14 protein-coding genes are annotated in these 17,253 nt (G+C 70.1%); 3 read left to right on the top strand and 11 right to left on the bottom strand.

Annotated elements, in window-relative coordinates:
- From VNT59_RS18575 to def, 6 genes are all read right to left on the bottom strand, one after another.
- Nucleotides 1–1,005: phosphoglycerate kinase (locus tag VNT59_RS18575; protein ID WP_325500871.1), on the bottom strand; the 1,005-nt coding region annotated here is incomplete at its 3' end.
- A gap of 65 nt (nucleotides 1,006–1,070) precedes the next feature.
- Nucleotides 1,071–1,409: an AzlD domain-containing protein gene (locus tag VNT59_RS18570; protein WP_325500869.1), complete on the bottom strand. Its 339-nt coding sequence runs from the start codon at nucleotides 1,407–1,409 to the stop codon at nucleotides 1,071–1,073.
- A complete protein-coding gene (locus tag VNT59_RS18565; RefSeq protein WP_325500866.1) occupies nucleotides 1,406–2,083 on the bottom strand; it encodes an AzlC family ABC transporter permease in 678 nt (225 codons plus the stop codon). Before VNT59_RS18565 ends, VNT59_RS18570 begins: the two co-directional genes overlap by 4 nt.
- 63 nt (nucleotides 2,084–2,146) lie before the next feature.
- Entirely contained in the window at nucleotides 2,147–3,100 is a 954-nt protein-coding gene (gene fmt / locus VNT59_RS18560) for a methionyl-tRNA formyltransferase (protein WP_325500864.1), read from the bottom strand.
- Between the two features lie 60 nt (nucleotides 3,101–3,160).
- The gene (locus VNT59_RS18555) at nucleotides 3,161–3,661 is read right to left on the bottom strand and encodes a hypothetical protein (protein WP_325500862.1); all 501 of its coding nucleotides are present in this window, start codon (nucleotides 3,659–3,661) and stop codon (nucleotides 3,161–3,163) included.
- Nucleotides 3,658–4,170, bottom strand: a complete 513-nt coding sequence (gene def / locus VNT59_RS18550; protein WP_325500860.1) for a peptide deformylase — start codon at nucleotides 4,168–4,170, stop codon at nucleotides 3,658–3,660. The genes VNT59_RS18555 and def overlap by 4 nt, the downstream gene beginning before the upstream one ends.
- 207 nt (nucleotides 4,171–4,377) lie before the next feature.
- On the opposite strand from def, the gene VNT59_RS18545 reads away from it, so the two are divergent.
- The 3 genes from VNT59_RS18545 (at nucleotide 4,378) to VNT59_RS18535 (ending at nucleotide 7,295) form a co-directional block, all read left to right on the top strand.
- Nucleotides 4,378–5,604 (top strand): LysM domain-containing protein, encoded by a 1,227-nt coding sequence (locus VNT59_RS18545; protein ID WP_325500858.1) that lies wholly within the window; start codon nucleotides 4,378–4,380, stop codon nucleotides 5,602–5,604.
- A gap of 11 nt (nucleotides 5,605–5,615) precedes the next feature.
- Complete coding sequence (dprA, locus tag VNT59_RS18540) at nucleotides 5,616–6,734, top strand: DNA-processing protein DprA (protein WP_325500856.1); 1,119 nt, start codon at nucleotides 5,616–5,618, stop codon at nucleotides 6,732–6,734.
- Nucleotides 6,735–6,809: 75 nt separating this feature from the next.
- Complete coding sequence (locus VNT59_RS18535) at nucleotides 6,810–7,295, top strand: DUF494 domain-containing protein (protein WP_325500854.1); 486 nt, start codon at nucleotides 6,810–6,812, stop codon at nucleotides 7,293–7,295.
- Nucleotides 7,296–7,322: 27 nt separating this feature from the next.
- Here VNT59_RS18535 and VNT59_RS18530 read toward each other — a convergent pair whose 3' ends face one another.
- From VNT59_RS18530 to VNT59_RS18510, 5 genes are all read right to left on the bottom strand, one after another.
- Complete coding sequence (locus VNT59_RS18530; protein WP_325500852.1) at nucleotides 7,323–9,953, bottom strand: DUF1631 family protein; 2,631 nt, start codon at nucleotides 9,951–9,953, stop codon at nucleotides 7,323–7,325.
- 9 nt (nucleotides 9,954–9,962) lie between these two features.
- Nucleotides 9,963–10,916 carry a protein translocase subunit SecF gene (gene secF / locus VNT59_RS18525; RefSeq protein WP_325500850.1) on the bottom strand — a complete coding sequence of 318 codons (954 nt, stop codon included), beginning with the start codon at nucleotides 10,914–10,916 and terminating at the stop codon, nucleotides 9,963–9,965.
- A 232-nt stretch (nucleotides 10,917–11,148) separates the two neighbouring features.
- Nucleotides 11,149–13,032 (bottom strand): protein translocase subunit SecD, encoded by a 1,884-nt coding sequence (gene secD / locus VNT59_RS18520; protein ID WP_325500848.1) that lies wholly within the window; start codon nucleotides 13,030–13,032, stop codon nucleotides 11,149–11,151.
- A 60-nt stretch (nucleotides 13,033–13,092) separates the two neighbouring features.
- Nucleotides 13,093–13,410, bottom strand: a complete 318-nt coding sequence (gene yajC / locus VNT59_RS18515) for a preprotein translocase subunit YajC (protein WP_325500846.1) — start codon at nucleotides 13,408–13,410, stop codon at nucleotides 13,093–13,095.
- A gap of 130 nt (nucleotides 13,411–13,540) precedes the next feature.
- Nucleotides 13,541–17,098: an indolepyruvate ferredoxin oxidoreductase family protein gene (locus tag VNT59_RS18510; protein WP_325500845.1), complete on the bottom strand. Its 3,558-nt coding sequence runs from the start codon at nucleotides 17,096–17,098 to the stop codon at nucleotides 13,541–13,543.
- Between the last annotated feature and the right edge of the window lie 155 nt (nucleotides 17,099–17,253).

Below are 17,253 nucleotides of genomic sequence, written 5' to 3'. Positions count from 1 at the left end.
GATGCTCTCGGTGCCGTGGGCGAAGGCGTCGAACTCGAACACGCCGACCGGCCCGTTCCACACGATGGTGCCGGCGGCCTTGAGCTGGGCGGCCAGGCGGGCCGCGGTCTTCGGGCCGATGTCGAGGATCATCTCGTCGTCGGCGACCTGGTCGGCCGCCTTGACGGTGGCCGGCGCGTCGGCCTTGAACTCGCGCGCCACCACCACGTCCTCGGGGATCGGCACCTCGGCGCCGCGCGCCTTCATCGCCTCGATCACCGACGTGGCCTCGCCGACCAGGTCGGCCTCGGCCAGCGACTTGCCGATCTTCAGGCCGCTGGCCAGCATGAACGTGTTGGCGATGCCGCCGCCGACGATCAGCTGGTCGACGTTGCGCGCCAGCGATTTCAGGATGGTCAGCTTGGTGGAGACCTTCGAGCCGGCGACGATTGCGACCAGCGGCCGCTTCGGATTGGCGAGCGCCTGGCCGATCGCGTCGATCTCGGCCGCCAGCAGCGGGCCGGCGCAGGCGATCTTCGCGTATTGCGCGATGCCGTAGGTCGAAGCCTCGGCGCGGTGCGCGGTGCCGAAGGCGTCGTGCACGAAGATGTCGCACAGGGCGGCCATCTTGCGCGCCAGTTCGGGGTCGTTCTTCTTCTCGCCCTTGTTGAGGCGGCAGTTCTCCAGCAGCACGACCTGCCCCGGCTGGACGGCGACGCCATCGACCCAGTCGCGCACCAGCGGCACCTCGCGCCCGAGCAGCTCGCCCAGGCGCCTGGCGATCGGGGCCAGCGAATCCTGGGGCTTGAACTGGCCTTCGGTGGGTCGCCCCAGGTGCGAGGTCACCATCACCGCGGCGCCGGACTGCAGCGCCAGCTGGATGGCCGGGACCGACGCGCGGATGCGGGTGTCCTCGGTGATGTGGCCGGCGTCGTCCTGCGGGACGTTCAGGTCGGCGCGGATGAACACGCGTTGCCCGGCAACCTTGCCCTGGGCACAGAGATCGGAAAAACGCAGCACATGCATGGCGAGGAGCGGTCCCACGGAAAACCTCTCATTCTAGAAGCCGCTGGCGGCCGCGGTGGCGGCCGCTACCAGCCCTGGGCGAGGTGCAGCGGCAGATACACCGCCATGCCGCCGAGGATGGTCAGCAGCACGCTGTGGCGCCAGAAATACAGCAGCGCGCCGGCCAGCGCCGCAAACAGGCGCGCGTCCTGCCAGGTCGCGACCAGGTGGCCCTGCTGCATCACGACCTCGGGCGCGACGACGCCGGCCAGCGCCGCCACCGGTGCATAGTGCAGCGCCCGATGGGCCCAGCGCGGCATGGTCCAGGGCCGGTCGAGGATGAAGAAGAAACAGCGCGTGAGCACCGTGACGGCCGCCAGGCCGACGATCACGGCCAGCGTCCACAGGTCGGTGGCGCCGCTCATGCGGCCCGCCTCCAGGTCGGCGGCAGCCGGTGCTCGAGCCAGAAGCCGGCCAGCACCGCGGCCCCGATCGCCGCGACGATGTTGAGCTTGAGCGGCCAGGCGTAGGCGGCGACCGCGGCGACACCGGCCAGCGCCGCCGCCGTCAGCCGCGCCGGCGTGTTGGCCAGCGAACAGAGAATGCCGATCAGGCACAGCACGCCGGCAAAGCCCAGCCCCCAGCGGCTCGGGATGAAGTTGGCCAGCACGATGCCGACCACGCCCGTGAGCATCCAACTGCACCAGGTCACGCCGTAGTTGCCGGCCAGGTAGGCCTCCTGCTCGCGCCGCTCGGCCGCCGTCTCGCCGGCGACCGGGAAGCGGCGGGTGAACAGCGCGTAGCTGAGGTCCGCCGTGAGGTAGCCGTTCACCAGCCGCTGCCAGCGCGGCATGTGCATCAGGTAGGGCCGCAGGTGCAGGCTGAAGACGACGAAACGCAGGTTGACGCAGAACCCGGTGGCCAGGATCACCCAGATCGGCGCCCCGGCGACGATCAGCGGGATGGCCGCCAACTGCGAGCTGCCGGCATAGACCAGGAAGGTCATCGCCAGTGCCTCGACCACGCTCATGCCCGACTTGACCATCGCCACGCCGGTCATGAGCCCCCAGGCCGAGATGCCGGCCGCCAGCGGCGCCATGTCGCGCGCGCCTTCACGAAACGCCGGATGGCGGAAATTCGAAGGAAGAAAGAACACGGCTGGCTAATCGAAGACCGCGCCGGCAGGCACCGGGAAGCCGCGCAGGAAGTCCGCCACCGGCAGCCGCTTGCCGCCGGCGCGCTGCAGTTCGGTCAGGCGCAGCGCGCCGGTACCGCAGGCGACGACGATGCCGCCGCCGTCGGCGCTCAGCACCGTGCCCGGCTCCGCCTCGGTCGTCGCCGCCGCCGGCGTGCTGCGCCAGACCTTCACGTTCTCGCCGGCCAGGGTCGCGGTGGCGCCCGGGAACGGGTCGAAGGCGCGGACCCGCCGCTCGATCGCTGCCGCCGGGTGCGACCAGTCGATCGCCGCTTCGGCCTTCTCGATCTTGTGGGCGTAGGTCACCCCCTCGCGCGGCTGCGGCAGCGGCTGCAGCCCGCCGCAAGCGGCCAGTTCGATCGCCTCGACGACCAGGCGCGCGCCAAGCGCCGCCAGCTTGTCGTGCAGGGTCGCCGTGGTGTCATCGGGCGCGATCGGCAGCCGCTCCACCAGCAGCATGTCGCCGGTGTCGAGGCCGGCATCCATCTGCATGATGGTGATGCCGGTCTCGCGGTCGCCGGCTTCGATGGCGCGATGGATCGGCGCCGCGCCGCGCCAGCGCGGCAACAGCGACGCGTGGATGTTGAAGCAGCCCAGCCGCGGCAGCGCCAGCACCCACTGCGGCAGGATCAGGCCATAGGCGGCGACCACCATCAGGTCGGGACGCGCCTCCTCCAAGGCGGCGCGGGCGGCCCGCGCCTCCTCGGGGTACTTGCCGTCCAGCCGCAGGCTGCGCGGCTGGACCACCGGGATGGCGTGGTCCAGGGCAAAGCGCTTGACCGGGGACGCCTGCAGCTTGAGGCCGCGGCCGGCCGGCCGGTCCGGCTGCGAGAGCACCAGCGGAATGGTCGCGCCGCTCGCGTGCAGCCGCTCCAGGGCGGCGCGCGCGAACTCCGGGGTGCCTGCAAAAACGATGCGCATGGATGTCGAGTGGCGGGGCGCGGGCGGCGCCGGGGCGCCTGCCGTGTGCCGCGGCTGTCCTCAGTCGCGGTCGGGCGCGTTGTGGAATTCCATCCCGGGGTGGGCGCGCCGCACCACGTTCTGGCCGTCGAGATAGACGAAGTAGAACATGTCGCTGCCGTCGTTCCAGCGGTAGGTCATGATCGGCCCGTTCCAGCTGGCGACGCGATCCACCATCGCCGGCGGGCCGAATTCGCGCTCGACGTCGTCGCGGGTCCAGCCCGGCTGGATCCGGTCGAAGTCGTTCGCATTGAGCACCTGCCGCGAGCGGATCACCCGGCCCGAGGGGTCCAGATCCACCATCCACGCATACTGGCCGAACGGCTGCAGCGAGTACTGCAGCCGTTCGCCGCTGGCCAGCCGCACGCTGCGCGTGGGCTGGCCCATCCGCGCCAGCACGGCCTCGCGGGCAGTGCCGGGCTGCACGCCGTAGCCGTGGAAGGGACTGGCGCAGGCGGCCAGCAGCAGCGGCAGCGCCAGCCCGAGGAACTGGCTTGGCAGGCGCTGCGGGGCTCGGGTCATGCGCGCTCCGTCTCGCGGCGGGACTTGAGCATCTTGGTCTTGATGCGGTTGCGCTTGAGGGGCGAGAGATACTCGACGAAGACCTTGCCCAGCAGGTGGTCCATCTCGTGCTGGATGCAGACGGCCAGGATGCCCTCGGCCTCGATCTGGCGGGTCTTGCCGTCGCGGTCCAGGGCCGTGACCTTCACCGATGCGGACCGCTCCACGCCGTCGTAGATGCCCGGCACCGACAGGCAGCCCTCGTCGTTGACCTGCTTTTCGGGGCTGGCCCAGGTGATCTGCGGATTGATCAGCACCAGCGGCTGGTTGCGCTCCTCGGACACGTCGATCACCACCAGCCGCTCGTGGACGTCCACCTGGGTCGCGGCCAGCCCGATGCCGCTGGCGTCGTACATGGTTTCGAGCATGTCGTCGACCAGCGCCTGGATGCGCGCGTCGACCGCTGCCACCGGCTTGGCGACGGTATGCAGGCGTGGATCGGGATAACAGAGGATCGGAAGAAGTGCCATGGTGTGGGGCCGGAGGTGGCCGCTGGTGGCGTATTGGATCATTGCGCCGCCCGCGGGTTCGCTGCCTGGGATGTCGCTATTTTCGCCACTTTCCCCGCGGCGGGCGTTCGCCGCCGGCCATAAACGTTGCCCAATCAAGGGCTTGAGCGCAGAATCGCCAGTACTTTGTCAAGAGAAGACGCCCTTCCGGGGGCCGTCGCGGGGACGATGCACCAACACAGCCACAACGAGACGACCCACCGCGCCGCGGCCGCCATGCTGCCGGGCTGGATCCTGCTTGCCGCGCTGGCCGCGCCGGCCTTGGCGCAGACCCTGCCGGTGACGCCGGCCCAGCGCAGCACGGCACAGCAGGTCGCGCAGGCGGGCGTGCCGCTGTCGGAGCTGGCGCCCAATGCCCCGGACGAATACACCGTCAAGCGCGGCGATACGCTGTGGGCGATTTCGGGCCTGTACCTGACCAAGCCCTGGCGCTGGCCGGAGCTGTGGGGCATGAACCTGGAGCAGGTGCGCAACCCCCACCTGATCTACCCGGGCCAGCAGCTGGTGCTGGAAAAACGCGACGGCCGCGCCACGCTGCGCGTGCGCCAGGCGGCCAACGGCGAGCAGCCGCCGATGCAGACCGTGCGGGTGTCGCCGCGGGTGCGGGCCGAGGCGCTGGCCGATTCGGCCATCCCCACCCTGCGCAGCAACGCGATCGAGGCGTTCCTGACCGAACCGGTCATCGTCGACGAGGCGGTGCTGACCAACGCGCCGCGCATCGTGGCCGCGCCGGAAGCGCGGGTGCTGATCACGCGCGGCGACCGCGCCTACGCCCGCGGCCCGCTGGCGGCCCCGCTCAAGGTGCAGACCGGCGCCAGCGACTACCGGGTGTTCCGCGACGCCCGGCCGCTGAAGGATCCGGTGACGAGCGCCGTGCTCGGCTACGAGGCGCAGTACCTCGGCAAGGCCGTCCTGGTGCGCGGCGAAGGCACGCAGGCCGTGAAGACCGCCGGCGGCGGACAGGAGCAACTGCCAGTGCCGGCCACCATCGACATCCTCAGCGCCAAGGAAGAGATGCGGGTGGGCGACCGGCTGCTGCCCGAGCCGCCGCGGCTGTTCACCAACTACGTGCCGCACGCGCCGGCGCGGGGCCTGCAGGGCACCATCGTGTCGGTCTATGGCAACGCGGTCGCGATCGCCGGCCAGAACCAGGTGGTCGTCATCAACAAGGGGACGGCCGACGGCATCGAGAGCGGCCACGTGCTGGCGATCATGACCGCGGGCGAACGCCGCCTCGACCGCTCGCAGCCGGGCGAGCGCACGGCCATCAAGCTGCCCGACGAGCGCAACGGCCTGCTGCTGGTGTTCCGCCCGTTCGAGCGGCTGTCGTACGGGCTGATCCTCGAGATCAACAACACGGTGCAGGTTGGCGACAGCGTCGTCAGCCCGCAGTAACGCCGCCCGCCATGGAGCGCGAGGAGCTGGCCGCCTGGTTGCGGCTGGCGCTCACGCCGGGAGTGGGCACCGCCACCGCGCGGCGGCTGCTCGCCGCGTTCGGACTGCCCCAGCAACTGTTCGCGCAGGCGCCCGCGGCATGGCGGCAGGTGGCCGGCGGCCAGGCCCAGGCGCTGGCCGTCGAACCCGAGGGCCTGGCCGGGCAACTCGACGCCAGCTGGACCTGGCTGCGCGCCGACGAGACGGCGCCCCGCCGCATCCTGACGCTGGCCGATCCCGCCTATCCGCCGGCGCTGTTGCAGACGGAAGACCCGCCGCTGCTGCTGTACCTGCTGGGTCGGCTGCCGGCCGAATGGCCGCATGCGATCGCGGTGGTGGGCAGCCGCAACCCGACGCCGCAGGGCCTGGCCAACGCGCGCCACTTCGGCCGCAGCTTCGCGCAGGCCGGCCTCACCGTGGTCTCGGGGCTGGCGCGCGGCATCGACGGGGCGGCGCACGAGGGCGCGCTCGAAGGTGCGCCGGCGGGGCAGCTTGCCACGATCGCCGTGGTCGGCACCGGGCTCGACCGCGTGTACCCGGGCCAGCACCTGGCCCTGTCGCACGAGATCGCGCGGCGCGGGCTGCTGGTGAGCGAGTACCCACTGGGCACGCCGCCGCTGGCGCCGAACTTCCCGCGCCGCAACCGGATCATCGCGGCGCTCAGCGCCGGCACGGTGGTGGTGGAGGCGGCGCTGCGATCGGGCTCGCTGATCACCGCGCGCCTGGCCGCCGAACAGGGCAAGGACGTGTTCGCCATCCCGGGCTCGATCCATTCGCCGCAGGCCCGCGGCTGCCACGCCTTGCTGAAGCAGGGTGCCAAGCTGGTCGAAACGGCGCAGGACGTGCTGGAGGAATTGGCGCTGCCCGCCCGCCGGGCCGGCGCCGCTCCAGCCACCGACGAACCAGGCGAGCGCGAGCCCGAAAGCGAGCTGCTGGCCGCGCTCGGCTTCGATCCGGTGAGCTTCGATGCACTGGTCGCGCGCACCGGCATGGCGCCGGCGGTGCTGCAGGCCCGCCTGCTCGAATGCGAACTGCAGGGCCACGTGGCACGCCTGCCAGGCGGCCTGTTCCAGCGCATCGAATCGACCTGAAGCGATGACGCCGAGGCGCAACACACCGGTGTAGCTGCTTACGACGTGCCGCCATGTTCTGGGCTATATTGGGGCATGTTTGAAGTGCTCGTTTTTGTGTACGAACACTACTGGCGCGGCGACGCGTGCCCCGAACTGCAGCAGTTGGGACGCAAGCTCTCCGCCCACGGCTTCGAGCCCACCGAAATCCACGACGCCCTGGTCTGGCTCGACGGCCTCAACCTCGCAGCCCAGCACACCCGCGTTCCGGAGCCGCCGGCCAGTCCCGCTGCCGGCAAGGCCCCCTCGAGGGACAGCATGCGGGTCTATTCGGTCGCCGAACAGGACCACCTCGGCGCGCAGTGCCTCGGTTTCATCTCGTTCCTGGAGTCGGCGGGCGTCCTGCCGGCGCCGATGCGGGAGATCGTCATGGATCGGGCCTTGGCCGCGCCCGGTGGGCCGGTCACGCTCGACGACCTGAAGATCATCGTCCTCATGGTGTACTGGAGCTTCGGACAGGAGCCCGACGCCCTGGTGCTGGACGAATTGTGCGACGCGGGCGAAGACCGCCTGGCCCACTGACGCGGCCGGCCGCCGCGGCCCGGCCCCTTATTGCAGCAGCCGTTCCGGATTGGCGTCGAGCTTGGCAAGCGCCTCGCGCGTGGCCCGCACCGTGAGCGCCTCGTCTTCGGCCGGCACAAGCAAGCCGGCCTGCAGGTAGGCCGCCAGCCTGCCGGCCTGGAGCAGGAAGCTGCGCCCGTCCGGCGCCGCGAACAGGTGCAGCTGGCCGCGGTCGCTGCGCCACGCGTACTGCACCTGGTTGGTGGCGCCGTTGTGATCGAGCGTGAACCAGTGGCCGAGTTGCAGCTCCGCCGCCCATGCCGCCACCGCGGAACTGGGCCTGGAGCCGCCGTCGGCCACCACCGTGATCAGCGAAGCGTCGATGCCCAGCATCAGTTCGATGCTCTCGGCGTCCAGGGGCAGCTCGGTGCTCGAGTCGGCCGTCATCACGAAGTCCTCGAGGTGGGCGAGCCGCTCGGCCATGTCCTCGATGCGCTCGTGCGGGATCGCCTCGGTCTTGAGCAGGAAGGCGTCGGCCAGGATGTCGCCGATCCGCTTGATCTGGCTTTCCTGCTCCTGGCCTTCCATGCCGATCAGCGACATGCCATGACGCAGGCGCTGCAGCAGCCGCGGCAGGTCCTGGATCACGCGCGCCCGCTCGGAGCGATTGGGCTTGGCGCTGGCCGCCCACACCAGCTCGGAGGCGCACTTCTTGAGCGAGAGCGTGTCTTCGTGCTGCGCGCCGTGCTTGACGGCGGCGAGCGCCAGCACCTCGGCCCAGACCTTAAACAGGAACTCGCGGATCTCGTCGCGCACCGGAATGTCCGACAGCATCGTGCGCAGCTCGATCGTGTACTGCACCGCCAGCGTTTCCTTCTGCTCCACCTGCTGGGCGACGGTGACCAGCCGCTGGGTCGGTCCTTTCTCGGTGAGGAAGCGCGAGAGGAACTGCAGGAATTCGTCGTAGACCAGCTGGAACACGCGCCGGCCGGTCTCCGGGTATTGCTCGATCACCTGCACCACGCGCTTGATTTCCATCTCGAGCGCGCTGCCGCTGATCTCGGTCGCGTTGAAGCCCATCACGCAGGAGCCCATGCGGTCGATCAGCTGGCGGGCCGGGTGTTCGAGCGAGCCGAAGAACTCGGGCTCGGCGATCGCCACCCGCAGCACCGGCATCTGCAGGCGCGCGAACCAGACCCGGATCGCCGGCGGGATGCGCTCCTCGGCCAGGATGCTCTGGAACATGAGCGCCACGATCTCGATGATCGCCTTCTCGCTCTGGGTCGACGCCTTCTTCTTGAGCTCGCCGGTGCGGCGGCGCAGGTCGCCGGCGACTTCCTGGACGGCCGCGTCGTCATAGACGATGCCGGCGGCTTCGCTGCCCGCGCGCAGCTGGGTATCGCGCTGCGTGGCCTGCTCGCGCGAGATCGCCTCGACCAGGCCGGGCGAGGGCTGGCTGAGCGGAGCGCCGTCGAAGCCCGCGACGCGGTCGCGCAGGAACCGCTTCAGCTGGCCCAGGACACCGGTGGCGCGCCGCGCCGCGCCGGCGCCCGCGGCATGGCGGCCGAGCGCCGGTCGCGAGGTCATGAGGCGGGTTTCGTCCGCGACCCCCTGGCTTCGCGGACCGCCCGGCCCCTCGCCCGGCTCGAGGCCAACGCCCGGTCCATAGCCGCCTTGCGGGCCCCGCGCCCAGCCGCCACTGCGGTAGCCGCCGGGCACTGGCCCGCCGTAGCCGCCTTCGTCGCTGCCCGCCTGCTGGCCGCCGCCCAGGGCACCCTCGGCGAAGCCGCCTTGGTGGCCCCCCTGATGGCGGCCGCCCTGCGGCCCGCCCCCGGGGACGCCGCCCGCGGAGCCAGCGCCCTGATAGCTACCGCCCTGGTAACCACCGCCCTGATAACCACCGCCTTGGGGGCCGTCGCCCTGGTAGCCGCCGTCCTGGTGCCCGTCGGCCCACTGGCCGCCGTCCTCGGGCGTGCTTTCGGCGTCGAACGCGCCGCCGGGCGCCGGCGGCCGCCGCGGCGCGGCGCTGCGCTTGACCCGGGCGCTCAGGTCGATGTCGCGCAGCACGCCCTTGGCAATCAGGTGCTCGTTGGCCGCGCGGTAGGCCTTCGGCATCTGCTCTGCCAGCGCGCGCTGCACGACGTCGTGCACCAGGGTCCAGATCTCGCGGCTCAGGGCGGCCTTTTCCCATTGCTCGACCATCATCTGGGTCAGCGCTTCCGGGCGCAGCACGTCGCTGCCCTCGAGGGCATCGCCGCCCTCAAGATGCTGCATGCGAACGCGCAGGTCGTTGAGTTCCCAGGACGCGTGCTCGCGAATCGCCAGTGCCAGCCGCGAGGAGACGATCTTGCGTTCGACGACGTCGTCGCCGATCAGCTCGAGGGTGGCGGACTGCAACTGCGCCCGGCCGGGCGCCGCCGCCGGCGGGACGACCGCCTGGCGCCAGGCGGTGCCGGTGCCGCGTACCCAGTCGCGGCCCTTCTGCTCGACCTCCACCATCGCGTCGCGCAGCTCGTACATCTCGCGCACGTTGACGCTGCTCTCGGCCAGTTCCCCGAGCCGCGACCTGATCGCGTCGTACAGCGGTGCGAGCCCCGCCTCGGCCTGCGCCACGAATTGCTCGCGCACCCGGCGGGCCAGGCCGGCGGCCGATTCGCGGGTGGGTCGCTGCGTGCTCACGGACGGCCCCTACACGGTGGCGCCCGCGTTCGGGTCGTCGGGATCCTCTTCCTTGCGGCCGGCGGACTTGACCAGGTCCTCGCGCTTGATGCCCAGCCACATGGCGATGGCCGCCGCGACGAAGACCGACGAATAGATGCCGAACAGGATGCCGATGGTCAGCGCCAGCGCGAAATAGTGCAGGGTCGGGCCCCCGAACAGCAGCATCGACAGCACCATCATCTGGGTCGAGCCGTGGGTGATGATGGTGCGGCTGATCGTCGAGGTGATCGCGTTGTCGATGATCTGGATGGTGGTCATCTTGCGATAGCGCCGGAAGTTCTCCCGGATCCGGTCGAAGATCACCACCGATTCGTTGACGGAATAGCCCAGCACGGCGAGCACCGCCGCCAGCACCGCCAGCGAGAACTCCCACTGGAAGAAGGCGAAGAAGCCCAGGATGATCACCACGTCATGCAGGTTCGCGATGATCGCCGCCACCGCGAACTTCCATTCGAAGCGGAAGGCCAGGTAGATCATGATGCCGGCCACCACCATGGCGAGGGCCTTCAGGCCGTCGGTGGCCAGCTCCTCGCCCACCTGCGGCCCGACGAACTCGGTGCGGCGCAGCGTCACGGCGGGATCCTGGGCGCGCAAGGCGCCCAGCACCTTCTCGCTTTGTTGCGCCGAACTCACACCTTTTTGCGCCGGCAGGCGGATCAGGACGTCGCGGGAGGTGCCGAAGTTCTGCACCTGCACGTCGGCAAACCCCAGCGTCGACACGCTCTGGCGGACCTTCTCGACGTCGGCCGGCTGCGAGTAGGCCAGCTCCATCACGGTGCCGCCCGTGAATTCGACCGAGAGATGCAGGCCGCGGGTGACCAGGAAGAACACCGCGGCGGCAAAGGTAATGAACGAGACCACGTTGAAGATCAACGCGTTCTCCATGAACGGGATGTCCCGCCGGATCTTGAAAAACTCCACGCTCGTCCTCTTGCTGCGCGAGGCGGTTCAGCGGGGGCTCAGAGGCGCTGTCGCGCCTGTCGCCCGGGCCGAAAAACCCACGCTCTTCCTTCTTGTAGCCGCAGCTGCGGCGGCAGGGCATGCGAGGGTTCGCATGCGGCGCCGCCGCGCCAGGCTCCACGTCTGTTCGCCCGGACCACCCGGCCGTGTCCCCCGAAGGGCGGCGGACAGGCGGTCCCAAGCATCCGTTTGCTTACTCGGCTTTGGTTATAGCCGCATCCGCCGGTGGACGCCATACCGTCCCGATCGACACGGTCTTGAGCTTCTTCTTGCGGCCGTACCAGAGATTGACCAGGCCGCGCGAGAAGAAGACCGCGGAGAACATCGAGGTCAGGATGCCGATGCAGTGCACCACGGCAAACCCGCGCACCGGCCCGGAGCCGAAGGCCAGCAGGGCCAGGCCGGCGATCAGGGTGGTGATGTTCGAGTCGAAGATGGTGCTCCAGGCGCGCTCGTAGCCGGCCGTGATCGCCGCCTGCGCCGACGCGCCGTTGCGCAGTTCCTCGCGCACCCGCTCGTTGATCAGCACGTTGGAGTCGATCGCCATGCCCAGCGCCAGCGCCATCGCCGCCATGCCGGGCAGCGTCAGGGTCGCCTGCAGCATCGACAGCACCGCCACCAGCAGCAGCAGGTTCACGCCCAGCGCCAGCGCCGAGAACAGCCCGAACAGCATGTAGTAGACCGTCATGAAGGCGCAGATCACCGCGAAGCCCCAGGCGACGCTGTGGAAGCCCTTGGTGATGTTGTCCTTGCCCAGCGTCGGGCCGATCGTGTATTCCTCGATGATTTCCATCGGCGCGGCCAGCGAGCCGGCGCGCAGCAGCAGCGCGGTGTCGTTGGCCTCCACGGTCGTCATGCGGCCCGAGATCTGGACCCGGCCGCCGGCGATCTCGCTGCGGATCACCGGCGCCGTCACCACTTCGCCCTTGCCCTTCTCGAACAGCAGGATCGCCATGCGCTTGCCGACGTTCTCGCGCGTGATGTCCTTGAAGATGCGGGCGCCCTTGGCGTCCAGCGTCAGGTGTACCGCCGCCTCCTGGGTCTGGTTGTCGAAGCCGGGCTGGGCGTCGGTCAGGTTGTCGCCGGTGAGGATCACCTGCTTGCGGACCACCACGGCCTGGCCGCTGCGCTCCATGTACTTCTCGTCGCCGAACGGGACCGGGCCGGTGCCGACTTCGGCCGCGCGCGCCTCGGCGCTCTCGTCGACCATGCGGACCTCGAGGGTCGCGGTGCGACCCAGGATGTCCTTGGCCTTGGCGGTGTCCTGCACGCCGGGGAGCTGCACCACGATGCGGTCCAGGCCCTGCTGCTGGATCACCGGTTCCGCCACCCCGAGCTCGTTGATGCGGTTGTGCAGCGTCACCATGTTCTGCCGCAGCGCCTGCTCCTGCACCTTGCGCGCCGCCTCCGGCTTGATGGTCGCCGTCAGCTTGAACTCGCTGCCTTCGGCGGCTTCGGCCACCTGCAGGTCGGGAAACTGGTCGGCGACCAGGGCGCGCGTCTGCTGCAGCATCTGCTGGTCGCGCAGGCGGACCTCCACGGTCTGGCCGTTGCGCGTGATGCCGCCGTGGCGGATGTTCTTCTCGCGCAGCATGCTGCGCAGGTCACCGGCCAGCGACTCCGCCTTCTTGGTGAGCGCCGCCTGCATGTCGACCTGCAGCATGAAGTGCACGCCGCCGCGCAGGTCCAGCCCCAGGTACATCGGAAACGCGTGCAGCGCGGTGAGCCACTGCGGCGATCCCGACAGCAGGTTCAGGGCGACGATGTAGGTCGGGTCGCCCGGATCCGGGATCAGCGCCTTCTGGATCGCGTCCTTGGCCTTGAGCTGGGCGTCGGTGCTGTCCAGGCGCACCTTGACCGAGTTCGGATCGAGCGTGATCGCCTCCGGCCGGATGCCGGCGGCGGCCAGGGCCTGCTCGACCCGGGTGCGCGTGGCGCTGTCCACCTTCACGGTGGCCTTGGCCGACGACACCTGCACGGCGGGCGCCTCGCCGAAGAAATTGGGCAGCGTGTAGATCGCGCCCACGAGCAACGCGATCACGATGATCGCGTACTTCCAGACCGGGTAACGGTTCATGCCTGATCACTCACCGGAATTGGCAAGGGACGCGTGGTGCGCGGCACCCGCGTTCCCGCCTTACTTGATACTGCCCTTGGGGAGCACCTGGACCACGGCGGTGCGCTGCACCTGCACCTCGACGCCGTTGGCGATCTCGATGCCCAGGTAGACGTCACCGATCCTGGTGACCTTGCCCAGCAGGCCGCCGGCGGTCGCGACCTCGTCGCCCTTGGCCAGCGCGTCGATCATCGACCGGTGCTCCTTCTGCCGCTTCATCTGCGGCCGGATCATGACGAAGTACAGCACCACGAACATGAGCACCAGGGGCAGCATGCTCATCAGGGAAGACTGCATGTCGCCTCCGGCGGTTTGGGCATAGGCGGTAGAAATGAACACGGTTGGCAGCTCCACAAAGAGGGGTCGGAATCGGCACGGGCGAGCCGCCGGCGCGGCGCGCGGCGGCAAACAGGTGATTGTATGTCCCGGCACCCGGCGGCCGTCCCCGGGCCGGCCGCCGGTGCGCGGCTCAGGCCGCCTGCCGGGCGGCCTCCGGCTGCGGCCACTGGCGCATCAGCTGGGCCCACTGCCCGCGCGCGGCGGCCAGGTGGCGCGCCTTGACGTGGCCGAAGCCCTTGATCTGCTCCGGAATGCGGGCGATCTCGGTCGCCAGCGCATGGTTGCCGGCGTTCAGGCCCGCCAGCACCTGCTCGATGCTGGCGCGGTACTCGCCGATCAGCGCCCGCTCGGTGCGGCGCTCCTCGGTGCGGCCGAAGATGTCCAGCGGCGTGCCGCGCAGCCCCTTCAGGCGGGCCAGCACCCGGAACGCGCCGAGCATCGCCGGGCCGTACTTCCTCTTCTGCAGCTCGCCCTTTTCGTTGCGCTTGGCGATCAGCGGCGGCGCCAGGTGGTAGTGGACCTGGTACTCGCCCTCGAACATGGCGGCGATCTTCTCGTGGAAGCCGCTGGCCGCGTGCAGCCGCGCCACCTCGTATTCGTCCTTGTACGCCATCAGCTTGAACAGCCCGCGCGCCACCGCCTCGCTGAGGCTGGTGCGCCCGAGCGGCGCCTCCGCCGCGCGCACCCGCTCGACGAAGTCGCGGTAGCTGCCGGCATAGCCGGCGTTCTGGTAGGCGGTGAGGAACTCGACCCGGCGCGCGACGATGCCGTCCAGCGTTTCGCGCTGGCGCAGTTCGATCACCTGCGCCGGCGTCAGCAGCGCCTCGACGGCGGCCGGATCGTGGGCCGCCTGCCGGCCCCACTCGAATGCGGTCTTGTTGTTCTCCACCGCCACGCCGTTCAACTCGATGGCGCGCAGGATCGATTCGCGGCCCAACGGGATCAGCCCCTGCTGCCAGGCATAGCCGAGCAGCATCGGGTTGGTGTAGATGCTGTCGCCCATCAGCCTGGTCGCCGCCTGGTCGGTGTTGAACGAGCGGACCGCCGCCGGCCCGATGGCCTTGCCGATCTCCGCCGCGCAGGCCTGCGCCGGATTGCGCCAGCTGCCGTCCTTGACGAAGGCGGCGGTGGGCGTGCTGTGGGAGTTGAGCGCGACGCGGGTGCGGCCTTCGCGCATGCGCAGCACGGTTTCCTTGCCGGCGGTGACGATCGGGTCGCAGCCGATGATGAGATCGGCCGCGGCCATGCTGACGCGGGTGGTGCGGATGTCGTCCTGCCGTTCGCCGATCAGGACGTGGCTCCAGGTCGCGCCGCCCTTTTGCGCCAGCCCGGCCGAGTCCTGGGTGACGATGCCCTTGCCTTCGATGTGCCCGGCCATCCCGAGCAGCTGGCCGATGGTGATGACCCCGGTGCCGCCCACGCCCGCCACCACGATGCCGTAGGCGCCGTCGATGGCCGGCAGGGCCGGCTCCGGCACCGGTCCGAGTTCGGCCGGCGACAGCACCTTGCCCTTGGCCTTCTTCTTCAGCTGGCCGCCTTCGACGGTGACGAAGCTGGGGCAAAAGCCCTTCAGGCAGCTGGTGTCCTTGTTGCAGGTGCTCTGGTTGATCGCGCGCTTGCGGCCGAATTCGGTCTCCAGCGGCTCCACCGACAGGCAGTTGCTCTTGGCGCTGCAATCGCCGCAGCCTTCGCACACGAGGTCGTTGATGACCACCCGCAGCGCCGGATCGACCATGGTGCCGCGCTTGCGGCGGCGCCGCTTCTCGGTGGCGCAGGTCTGGTCGTAGATGATCGCGGTGCAGCCCTTGACCTCGCGCAGTTCGCGCTGGGTGCGATCGAGCTCGTCGCGGTGCCGCACCTCGACGCCGGGCGGCAGCCTGGCATCGGCGTACTTCTCGGGCTGGTCGGTCACCACCAGCAGGCGGTTGACGCCCTCGGCGATCAGGCTCTGCGCGATCTGCAGCACCGAGTGGCCCTCGGGCCGCTCGCCCACCTGCTGGCCGCCGGTCATGGCGACGGCGTCGTTGTAGAGGATCTTGTAGGTGATGTTCACGCCGGCGGCCACCGACTGGCGGATCGCCAGCAGGCCGCTGTGGAAGTACGTGCCGTCGCCGATGTTGGCGAACACGTGCTGCTCGGTCGAGAACGGCTGCTGGCCGACCCAGGGCACGCCCTCCCCGCCCATCTGGGTGAAGCCGACGGTGGCGCGGTCCATCCAGACGGCCATGAAGTGGCAGCCGATGCCGGCCATGGCGCGCGAGCCCTCGGGCACCACGGTGGAGGTGTTGTGCGGGCAGCCGGAGCAGAACCACGGCATCCGGTCCGACTTCACCTCCAGCACCTGCATCGAGCGTTCCTTCGCTTCGAGGAGCGCCAGCTGGGCGTCCATGCGGGCGCGCAGGTCGCCGTCCACGCCCAGCTTGCGCAGCCGCTCGGCGATCGCGCGCGCGATCTGGGGCGGCGACAGCTCGGCGTTCGCCCGCAACAGCGTGTTGGTGGCCGGATTGGCCAGCGACCACTCGCCGCCGGAATGGCCGGCGCCGTCGCGGAACTTGCCGACGACGTTCGGGCGCGCGTCGTCGCGCCAGTCGTACAGCTGCTCCTTGACCTGGTACTCGATCATCTGGCGCTTTTCCTCCACCACCAGGATCTCGCGCAGGCCGCGGGCGAAGTCGTGCGTGCCCTGGGCCTCCAGCGGCCAGACCACCCCGACCTTGTGCAGGCGGATGCCAAGCTGGCGGCAGGTCGCATCGTCCAGCCCCAGGTCGAGCAGGGCCTGGCGCGTGTCGTTGTAGGCCTTGCCGCTGGCCATGATGCCGAACCGGTCGTTCGGCCCCTCGATGACGTTGTAGTTCAGGCGGTTGGCGCGGATGTACGCCAGCGCCGCGTACCACTTGTGCTCGAACAGGCGCGCCTCCTGGTCCAGCGGCGCGTCCGGCCAGCGGATGTGCAGGCCGCCGGGCGGCATCTCGAAATCGGTCGGCAGGCGGATCTCCACCCGCTCCGGATCGATCATGGCCGTCGCCGCCGACTCCACGATCTCCTGGATCGTCTTCATGCCGGCCCACACGCTGGCGTAGCGGCTCAGGGCGAACGCATGGATGCCGAGGTCGAGGATTTCCTGCACCGAGGCCGGAAAGAACACCGGCAGGCCGCAGGCCTTGAAGATGTGGTCGCTCTGGTGGGCGGCGGTCGAACTCTTGGCCACGTGGTCGTCGCCGGCGACGGCGATCACGCCGCCCCAGGGCGTCGTGCCGGCGAGGTTGGCGTGCTTGAAGACGTCGCCCGAGCGGTCGACGCCGGGGCCCTTGCCGTACCAGATGCCGAACACGCCGTCGAACCTGTGGGTGGCCGGCGGGGTGAAGCCCAGTTGCTGCGTGCCCCACAGCGCCGTGGCGGCCAGCTCCTCGTTGACCCCGGGCTGGAACACGATGTTCTGCGCCTTCAGATAGGGGTCCGCCTTCCACAGGGCCTGGTCGTAGCCGCCGAGCGGCGAGCCGCGGTAGCCGCTGATGAAGCCGGCCGTGTTCTTGCCGGCGCGGGCGTCGCGCTGGCGCTGCAGCATCGGCAGCTTCACCAGCGCCTGCACGCCGCTCATGAAGGCGCGGCCGTAGTCCAGCGAGTATTTGTCGTCCAGCGTGACCGTCTCGAGGGCCTTGCGGATGTGTTCAGGCAATGGAGCGTTCATCGATTGCTTGTCTCCAGATCGTGCGCCGTGCGGGACCGCGCGCCGGGCCGCGGCGGCCGTTGGGCGTCAGGGTGGCTGCACAGTGTATGCCCGCGGGCACGGGAAGTCTGCCGCGGGGTTGTCGCGCCAGCGGCATTGCAACGAAGGTTCAAAAG

This window comes from Ramlibacter sp., from assembly GCF_035554825.1.
Classification (GTDB): Bacteria; Pseudomonadota; Gammaproteobacteria; order Burkholderiales; family Burkholderiaceae_C; genus Ramlibacter.
This window is presented reverse-complemented; position numbering and strand designations above follow the sequence as displayed.